7 protein-coding genes are annotated in these 9,740 nt (G+C 49.4%); 3 read left to right on the top strand and 4 right to left on the bottom strand.

All coding sequences use genetic code 11. The features are described from left to right. Positions 1–100: 100 nt before the first annotated feature. Positions 101–1,534 carry a GH3 auxin-responsive promoter family protein gene (locus ACESLU_RS07865; RefSeq protein WP_372637532.1) on the top strand — a complete coding sequence of 478 codons (1,434 nt, stop codon included), beginning with the start codon at positions 101–103 and terminating at the stop codon, positions 1,532–1,534. Between the two features lie 270 nt (positions 1,535–1,804). Here the strand turns inward: ACESLU_RS07865 and leuS are convergent, their stop codons facing one another. Then, a complete protein-coding gene (gene leuS / locus ACESLU_RS07860; protein ID WP_372637529.1) occupies positions 1,805–4,399 on the bottom strand; it encodes a leucine--tRNA ligase in 2,595 nt (864 codons plus the stop codon). A gap of 365 nt (positions 4,400–4,764) precedes the next feature. Here leuS and ACESLU_RS07855 point away from each other — a divergent pair, with 365 nt between their 5' ends. Next, on the top strand, positions 4,765–6,060 hold the full coding sequence (locus ACESLU_RS07855) for a serine hydrolase domain-containing protein (RefSeq protein WP_372637527.1): 1,296 nt from the start codon (positions 4,765–4,767) through the stop codon (positions 6,058–6,060). Positions 6,061–6,268: 208 nt separating this feature from the next. Then, on the top strand, positions 6,269–6,430 hold the full coding sequence (locus ACESLU_RS07850; RefSeq protein ID WP_372637524.1) for a hypothetical protein: 162 nt from the start codon (positions 6,269–6,271) through the stop codon (positions 6,428–6,430). A 24-nt stretch (positions 6,431–6,454) separates the two neighbouring features. On the opposite strand, the gene ACESLU_RS07845 is transcribed toward ACESLU_RS07850, so the two are convergent. The 3 genes from ACESLU_RS07845 to ACESLU_RS07835 all read right to left on the bottom strand — a co-directional run. Beyond that, a complete protein-coding gene (locus tag ACESLU_RS07845) occupies positions 6,455–6,757 on the bottom strand; it encodes a hypothetical protein (protein ID WP_372637521.1) in 303 nt (100 codons plus the stop codon). Between the two features lie 173 nt (positions 6,758–6,930). After that, positions 6,931–8,460 carry an amidohydrolase family protein gene (locus tag ACESLU_RS07840; RefSeq protein WP_372637518.1) on the bottom strand — a complete coding sequence of 510 codons (1,530 nt, stop codon included), beginning with the start codon at positions 8,458–8,460 and terminating at the stop codon, positions 6,931–6,933. Between the two features lie 362 nt (positions 8,461–8,822). Beyond that, a partial coding sequence (locus tag ACESLU_RS07835; protein ID WP_372637515.1) for an NAD(P)/FAD-dependent oxidoreductase occupies positions 8,823–9,740 on the bottom strand: 918 nt, incomplete at its 5' end.

Genomic DNA, 9,740 nt, shown 5'->3' with positions numbered 1-9,740 from the left:
GGGGCTTTTTTATTCGTTTTCGTGGAAAAAAACGGATTGTCGCTTAATAATTTTTCCTCTGCCTTGACCAGCTGCCAATTAGAAGCTTAATTTCTTTCCGTTGGATAACAAAGAAACACAGCAGAAATTACTCACCCGACTCATTTACAAAGCCAGGGAAACAAACTTCGGCCGGCAGCACCATTTTGAACAGATCAACTGCTACGAGGATTTCAGCAGGCAAGTGCCCATTTCCTTTTATAAGGATATTGCCGGCCAGATCGGGAAACTGAAAAAGGGAGCGTCCGATATCCTTTGGCCGGGCCGGATCGATCAGTTTGCGGTCTCTGCCGGGACGTCAGGAGAAGGCAAACATCTCCCTCTGTCGGACCAAAGGCTGAAATCCGACCGGCGTTTTATGCGTAAAATTGCGGTCGACTACCTGCAGCAGCGCCCGAATTTTTTGGATATTATCGGTACACACCTAAGCCTGCCGGGGTTTCTGGAAAAAAAAGAACATTTTCACATCGGGGAGATCAGTGCCTTTTCCGCCCAACACGCCCCTTTCTGGCTGACCCCCCTGCAGTTCTTCAACGACGATGAGTTGGTCAATCTCCCTTTCAGTAAAAAGATTGAACGCATATTGGACAAAGCCACTGATACCGATGTACGGGTTATGACGGCCGCTCCCAACTGGATATTGACCATTTTCCAGCGCCTGCTTGAACAAACCGGGAAGGAAAGTATCGCGGAAATCTGGCCGAACCTGAAACTGCTTATATGCGGGGGCGTCAAACTCGACAATTATCGATCCCATATCCTGAACCTGCTCGGTGGCATCGAGGTCGATTTTATAGAGACCTATGGCGCCTCGGAAGGTTACATCGCTTTCAGCGATAATCTGGAAAAAAGAGACCTTAAACTCATTTTCGACAACGGTATTTTTTACGAATTTATTCCCCATCCCCTTGCCGATCAGGAGGCTATGTCCACCCAGGAAGCCATCCCGCTTTGGGAAACTCAAACAGACATTCCCTACGCTATCCTGGTAACGACCAATGCGGGGCTCTGGCGCTACGCCCTGAATGATGTTGTTGAGTTTCGGGATACGAATCCTCCCCGAATCGAAGTAAGGGGACGCGTCAGCGAAATGCTCGATGACTACGGGGAAGCCCTTTATGCCTATGAAGCGGCCGAGACCCTGCATAAGACTGCTGAAGAGCTGTCAATTACCATCGGTAATTTTACGGTAGGGGCACAGATGGCCTCCTCCCGGCAGTTACCCCGTCATTACTGGTTTATACAGACCTCCGAATCCCTTTCCAAAGATATCCTGCTTCGTTTTGCCGGAAAGCTGGATACCGCCCTGCAGCAGGAGAATCGCCACTACGCTATTCGGAGGGAAAGTGAAACCATGGGAGAACCCAAAGTCTTGACGATCAGCCAGCAACAGATAAATACCTGGCTCCAACAAAAAGACAAGGAAAAAGCCCAGGGAAAATTACCCTCCATACTGAGGGATGACAGCGATATCGACTTTTTCAAGAACAGCTGACAGCGCAGTTTAGCGGGGCATACGCTTCGCAATTCTTATTCTGCGCCCTCTCCTCCTAAAATCAGCGTGGAGTGAAATATGCATTTTTATTTGCGGGTATAAAAAGTGCGGTATCTCCACCAGAAGGCCTTTGCAAAACAAGGATATTTGGTCAAGTTCAAGGCCAGAGGGACTTCGAAACCGCAACATATTTGAGCATATGTGATGATTCTACCATCCCGATAACGAAGAGATTGGGCAAAAAGACCGTTTTAAAAAGCCTTCCGTTCATTATTTCACCACCAGGTTCACAATACGCTCGGGGACGAATATTTCTTTCACCAAATGGCCATTATCGAGGTATTTTGCGACATTCTCAACGGCTTTTGCTTCTGCAAGCACGTATTCCTTGTCCCCGGCTTTCTCCCTCGGCACATGAATCTCACCCCGCACTTTTCCATTTACCTGGATGGGATACATTTGGGTATCGGAAATCAGGTACTCTGCATTGAATTCCGGCCACTCGGCATAGGTAATACTTACTTTATGTCCCATTTTCTGCCATAACTCTTCGGCAATGTGCGGAGCAAACGGCGAGAGCAGCTTCACAAAACTTTCCAGAACAGACTTCGGGTGCGATTCCCACTTATTCGCATCATTGACAAAAATCATCATGGCCGATATGGCCGTATTGAAGGAAAGATCCTCAATATCCCCCGTCACTTTGCGAATACATTCATGCAGCACCTTGAGTTGCTCTTTGGTGGGATCTCCTTCGGTCACTGTATCATTCAGCTCTCCGCTGTCTTCGTCAATCATCAGGCGCCATACGCGATTTAGAAAACGATATACTCCGTCCACATCTTTGGTACTCCACGGTTTTACCTGTTCCAGGGGACCCATAAACATTTCGTAGAGCCGCATGGAATCCGCGCCGTACTGGTCAATGACATCGTCAGGATTTACGACATTCCCACGCGACTTGGACATTTTATGGGCTTTGGCCTCAACCTTGACATCCGTGCCCCGCACCACAAAATAATCGTCTTTCTTCTCCACCTGGTTTTCGTCAAGCTTCAGGCGTTCGACATCCTCCGTCCCTTCCGCCTCATCTGCGGAAACCCATTTCCCCTCCTTTTTGTAGCCGGTGTATTCCATTTCGCCCAAAATCATACCCTGATGTACCAGCCGCTGAAACGGCTCGCTGGTGGAAACCAGGCCACAGTCGTACAGTACCTTGTGCCAGAAACGGGCGTAAAGCAGATGTAATACACTATGTTCGGCCCCGCCCACATACATATCCACCGGCGACCAATAGCTTTCCGCTTCGGGATCTACCGGTCCCCCTTCAAACTCGGGACTCATAAACCGCAAATAATACCAGCAGGAACCCGCCCACTGCGGCATCGTGTTCGTTTCCCGCAAGGCCGGCTTCCCGGTTTCGGGGTCGGTCGTTTTTACCCAATCCTCGGCCCGGGCCAGCGGGGGATCACCTTCCTCGGTGGGTTCGAAATCTTCCACATCCGGCAGCGTCACCGGCAGCTGATCCTCATCCAACGGCTTCGGCTCGCCATCCACATGGATAATCGGAAAAGGCTCGCCCCAGTAGCGCTGCCGCGAAAAAAGCCAGTCGCGCAGCTTATAATTGACCGCCTTCTTGCCGGCTCCCTGAACTTCCAGCCATTCTATAGTCTTCTGTTTGGCTTCTTCAATGTCCAGCCCATTCAAAAAATCGCTGTTGATGGCTTTCCCCTCCCCCGTATAGGCTTTGCCCTCAAAATCTTCGGGCGGCTGTACGGTGCGTATAATAGGCAGTTCAAATTTTTCAGCAAACTCCCAGTCCCGTTCATCTTGTCCCGGCACCGCCATAATAGCCCCGGTCCCGTACGTAGCCAGCACATAGTCAGCCACCCAAACCGGGATTTTATCCCCATTTGCTGGATTTACCGCATACCCTCCCGTAAATACCCCGGTCTTTTCCTTGCTGAGTTCAGTGCGTTCAAGATCCGACTTTTGGGCAGCTCCTTCTTTATACTGTTCAACGGCTTCCCGCTGTTCTTCGGTCGTAATTGAATCCACCAGCTCATGTTCGGGAGCCAGTACCATGTACGTGGCTCCAAAAATCGTATCGGGTCGGGTGGTAAACACTTTTATTTCAGCGGAAGTATCCGCCTCATCCGCCAGCTCGAAATCAATCTCAGCCCCTATGGATTTCCCGATCCAGTTGCGCTGCATATCCTTCGTAGACTGCGGCCAGTCGAGATCCTCCAATCCTTCCAGCAGGCGATCGGCATATTCCGTAATCTTCAGCACCCACTGGCGCATCGGTTTTTTTACCACGGGAAAACCGCCTACTTCGCTCTTGCCGTCGATTACCTCCTCATTGGCCAGCACCGTCCCCAATTCCGGACACCAGTTGACGGGCACATCATCTTCGTATGCCAGTCCCTTCTCATACAGCTTTAAAAAAATCCATTGTGTCCATTTATAATAATCGGGATCGGTGGTGTTGATCTCACGGTCCCAGTCGTAGCTAAAGCCGAGCGACTGCAGCTGCTCCCGAAACCGGTTAATATTTTTCTTCGTCGTATCCCGGGGATGTGTTCCGGTCTTGACCGCATATTGCTCGGCAGGCAGCCCGAAGGCGTCCCAGCCAATGGGATGAAGCACGTTAAATCCATTCATCCGCTTGTAGCGAGCCAAAATATCGGTGGCTGTATAGCCTTCCGGGTGGCCAACATGCAGTCCCGACCCACTGGGATAGGGAAACATATCCAAAACATAATATTTGGGCTTGTCCCGCCCCTCCGGGGTCTTGAAAGTCTTCTCAGACTGCCAATACTGCTGCCATTTGGATTCAATTTTATCGGGATTGTACGAGCTCATTAAATCGCTGGATTGTAACTTAATTATAAAATTTCATCGATGGAACGCCGGCAATATCGCGTAGCGGCTGACAAGAAGAAGATCAAAGACGATCAAAAAATGATATATTGATCCGTTTAAACCGTTTCCCGGTGTATTGCCATACAAGTTCGCAAAGATAAGGAAAATTTGGGGTGGTTTGAAGAAGTGATTGAAAGATAAGCAAATTCGTGGGACGGGCGGCCGGGACAGGAGAGTAAATACGCTTGATTCTTTTGATATAATCTCAATTTGCACTTAAAGCTGATCCTGTTAAATTAGTAGGGAGATTGTGCCGTTGCCCGGGCAATATTATTTCTTCTTAACTAAAATACTGACCTTTTTTTATGTTAAAGCTGAAGTCCCTGTTTACCTGCCTTTTCACTGTTTTTGCTTTCACCGCATTTTCACAGACCCCGTCGGTTCAAACTTCTCCCCCACTTGTCGAAGGCGAGGCAACCAGCGAAGGGATGTCGGAAGAGCGGTTATCACGTATTGACATGATGCTGAATGAAGCTATAGAAGCCAACCGGATTCCCGGCGCCGTCGCACTGGTGGCGCGCAATGGAACCGTTGTCTACCACAAGGCTTTTGGAATGGCCGATAGCGAAACCGGAAGAAACTTAAAAAAAGATGATATTTTCAGGATTGCCTCACAGACCAAGGCTATAACTGCAACGGCTGTTATGATGCTCTGGGAAGAGGGGAAATTCCAGCTGGATGATCCCATTTCCAAATATATTCCCGGATTTAAAGATCCCCAAATACTCAATTCATTCAATGCCGAAGATACGACCTATACGACCCAACCGGCCGACAAGCCCATTACCATCCGGCATCTGTTAACCCATACATCCGGCATCGGATACGGTATGATTGACGGAGATGAGCGTTTTAAAAAAATATATCAAAAGGCGGGTATAACCGATCTCTTTACCACCCAAGATATTACTATAGGAGAAAGTGTTAGAAAACTTGCTAAACTTCCGCTTCATCATCATCCGGGAGAAGCATTTACATATAGCGAGGGACTTGATGTATTGGGCTACTTCATAGAAAAAGTTTCGGGCATGCCGCTCAATGAATTCTTTCGCAGCCGCATCTTTGATCCTTTGGGTATGGAGGATAGCTGGTTTTATCTGCCCGAATCAAAACACCGTCGCCTGGTCCCGGTGCTGACCAAAGAAGAGGGCAGCTGGAAACACTACCCGGTCACCTTTTATGATCCGGACTATCCCGTGGAAGGCGAAAAACAGTTCTATTCCGGGGGAGCAGGCTTATCCAGTACTGCGGAGGACTACGCGACCTTTCTTCAGATGTATCTCAACGGAGGGGAATTAAACGGAGTGCGGCTGCTCAGCAGGACCACCGTGGAATTTATGATGAACAACCAAATAGGCGATCTGCGGGAAGGGGGCGCCCAGGATTACGGGCTGGCATTCGGGCTGGTCAACCGGGAAGGAGAAACAATGGGGGGACAAGGCAGTAAAGGGACATTCTATTGGGGTGGATACTTTAATACGCAGTATTTTGCCGATCCGGAGGAACAGGTTATCGGTATTCTGATGAAACAAACCCAGGGCACTTCCGACGAGACAAGCTGGAAGTTCAAGCAGCTGGTCGGTCAGGCAGTCGATGACTAAAACAACCGGTTTTCTTAATTGCGACCTGTAATAAGATCTGTGAGATACTCTGGAACATCCCAGAGGCGGCCGCGCGCTGCAGGAATGCGGTCAGGCAAGAGAATCTATATAGCTGAAGGAAGGTACCCGTCCGACGGCAAGTCCAGCTGCCTGACGGACTTTGCTACCATTTTTTTGAACGTTAAAACACTCATAAAAAATTACGGGCATGTTTTATTTACTACTGGGCTTGGCGATGGGCACTTTTGTAGCGGGACTCATTGCAAAAATATATACCCATGAATCCAACTGGATACCTGCGAAATACCTGTTCGGGCTCAGCCTGTTATTCCTTTTAATTGCTCTTTTCATAAGCGGGAAAGGATTATAAACCTCTCCCCCCTCATAAACCTCACTATTTATTTTGCTTCCTGCGCGATGAATCTTGTTTTGAACATTCTAGGACGGGCATGTTGTAAAGCCACTTGTCAGAAGGCGTCCATAGGAAACCTTTGTCTTCATACTGCCGGGGATTATAAATGGGCATTTGCGATAGAGCTCGGTTCTCATCGGCTTCATCCTGGGAGAGCAAACCATAATATGCGGTGTTCACCATTAAATTATCTCCCGCGGTATTGGCCTCCTCCATACCCTGCGCCCATGAATTTGCGAAAAGAAATAGAGAAAATGCGGAGGTTAACAGGGTTATCTGTTTCATAGGGTAAGGAGTTTATTGGTATATATATTTCAAAAAACAAAACTTTTTAACCAGATAAAAGTTGTTGTGCTATCTACTGACATGCTATGCCATGTTCCCGACTTACCGGGGTTTCGGTATCTATTGCATTGATGTGTCAGATTCTCCGAAAGGTTAAAATACTCGAAATGGCATTAACGTGCACTTCTTGACAAGACACGCCCCCACCTCTTATCCATAAACGTCCCTCCTTCCCTGGCCATCTGGCCATTTACCATAATCCAGCCAAACCCTTCGGCCTCTTGATGAGGATTTTCGAAGGTGGCCCGGTCGCTCACCTTTTCAGGATCAAAAATAAGCAAATCGGCCTTATGGCCCGTTGCTATCGTCCCCCTGCCTGTAAGACCTGCGGTCCGTGCCGGCAATCCGCTCATTTTATGGATAGCCTCTTCCAGGCTTAAGATCTCTTTCTCGTTAACATAATATCGGATCACCTTGGCAAAGCTGCCGTAGCCGCGCGGGTGCCGCATCGTGGGACTCCCATCGGAGCTGATCATCACCCCCTTCCCGACAGCGATGCGATCCTGCAGCTCCCGGTCCATTACAAAATGAGCAGCCGAAGCTGACTGGGGTCCCATTTCAAGCAACAGGTCAACGGGTGACAGGCCCTCCTGTCCCGCCGCTTCCTTAAGCGTTTGTCCCGCATACTTTCCCGACCCGAACAGTATGGAAGCGGGACCGTTACGCCGGGCTACCTTATCCGTGAGATAGCTTCGCAGTACTTCAGGTCCTTTATGCAGGGCATTTTTCCACTCGTCCCTGGTCTTCGCCCAATCCGGGAATACAATTCCTATACCGGTATAGCTTGCCGAATAGGGATACATATCCGCTGACATACGGGTACCCTTTTTACGAAAACCTTCTATATAGTCCAGAATCTCTTCCGCCCGTTCCACTCCCTTGCCGTACACCACTTTCAGGTGCGAGACGTGGACGGCAGCATATTTACCCTGGGCCGCCAGTTCGTCGAGCGAGACCTCTATTTCAGCATCGTCTTCGCTGCGCAAGTGGCTCATTACCACCCCGTCATGCGCTCCCACCACCTCAGCCAGCCGCTCCAGCTCATCCTGGCCGGCATACAGGCCAGGCACATATTCGAGTCCCGTACTCATACCAAAAGCCCCCGCTTTCAGATCGGTCCTCAGCAGTTGTTCCATCTCCTGTAGCTCCCCCTCCGTTGGATTTTTCCTGCCCGCCCCCGCCTTGCTTCGGATGCTACCGTGTCCCGTTAACACGGCGATGTTCAGGGCGGGACGGACTTCCCCGACTTTTTCAAACCACTCATCCAGCGAACCAACAGCTGGAGAGGAGCCATCCTGTCCCAATAGTATCGTTGTCACGCCCATTGCCAGGAAGTTTCGAAATTCCGGCGTTTCGAGTGGATTACCGTGGGCATGGGGATCGATAAATCCCGGCGAAACTATTTTCCCGGAGGCCTCCACCCGCTTCTGAACCCGGAGGGTATCCGGATCTACTTTGCCTATATAGCCGATTTGATTCCCGCGTATTAAGATATCCGCCTGGTACGGCTCCTGTCCCGTTCCATCGACAATCGTCCCACCGTAAATATGCCAGTCCCACATATCCTGGGCTAAAGCGGGTCTACTTACGATCAACCCGATGAAAAGCGAAGCAACAACTAATGATGTTCTACATAAAACCATCGAAGAGCTCTTATTCTTATATATCGTTATATCCCATGATAAGGATTTCAGATAAGGATTTCGTTTGGACATGAATTACCTCCCATTCTGTTACCCTTATCCAAGAACGTTGAGCTAAGAACGTTTAACTCCATGTTAACTTTTTATGTTTATGTCGAGGCCTTTACAAAACCAGGAATATTGATCAAAATCAAAGCCTGAGCGAATTAGGGCCTGTGTGAGGATCTCGAAGGAGTGAAGAGACAGCGCTTGGCCGACAGAACGGCTCTTACGAAGGCCTCACCTCGTTTTCCGCTATTTGATATATTTTAGTAATACTATTAAACAAAAATCCTTTTCCCTGCTCAAATATACAGCCATGGTTACACAATTCGGTCGACATCGCTGAAATCGGGTACTTCTCCCCGGTAACCGAAGATTTTCTTCAGCAGTTTCACCTGCCATTCCGACTGATTTTTGATATACCACTGGTCGGCCGCACGCCGGGCTCCGAGTCCGTAGGAAGGATACGGGTGAATGGTATCCGCCATATTTCGCAGAGAAACGCCGTTCTTCATCGCCAGGGCATATTCAGAGATCAACTCCCCGGCATGAACGCCCAGAATATCCACGCCATGGATTTTACCATTCCACTTTTTTGCATGAATTTTTATAAGTCCCTCTGCTTCCGAATCCGTCAGCGCCCGGTCAATTTTGGAATAGGGAAAACGATAGGTTTCATAAGCGGTTCCCTGTTGCTTCAGCTGCTCTTCTGTCGACCCCACATGTCCCAGTTCCGGATCGGTGTACGTGACCCACGGCACATGGCCGGCATCGATCTTCACGGGGTATTTCACCAGCGCATTAGTCACCGCCACTTTCGCCATGTGTTCCGACATATGCGTTAACTGATACCGGCCGGTAATGTCACCGCAGGCATAAACATGAGCCCTGTTGGTCTGACATTTACCATTAACTGCAATCCCTTTGGAAGAGTATTCGATACCCGCGGATTCCAATCCCAATCCCTCCACGCTTGCAAGGCGACCAGCGGCGAGCAGCAGTTGATCCCCTTTTACTGTTTTCTGTCCCCGGCCCGACGCAATAGTTACTGCCACCTGTTCTCCTGCCTTACGGACATTTTGTACCCTGGTTCCCAGTTCAAATTCAAGTCCCTCTTGTTCCAGTACCCTCTGAAGCATTTGTGCCAGCTCCGGATCGTCATTCGTCATGATACGACCGGCCATGTCAAGCACCGTAACATGTGATCCCAGGCGATTCAGGGCCTGACCCATCTCAAT

Origin of the sequence: Fodinibius sp., from assembly GCF_041642155.1 — a bacterium.
Taxonomy (GTDB): domain Bacteria; phylum Bacteroidota; class Rhodothermia; order Balneolales; family Balneolaceae; genus Fodinibius.
This window is presented reverse-complemented; position numbering and strand designations above follow the sequence as displayed.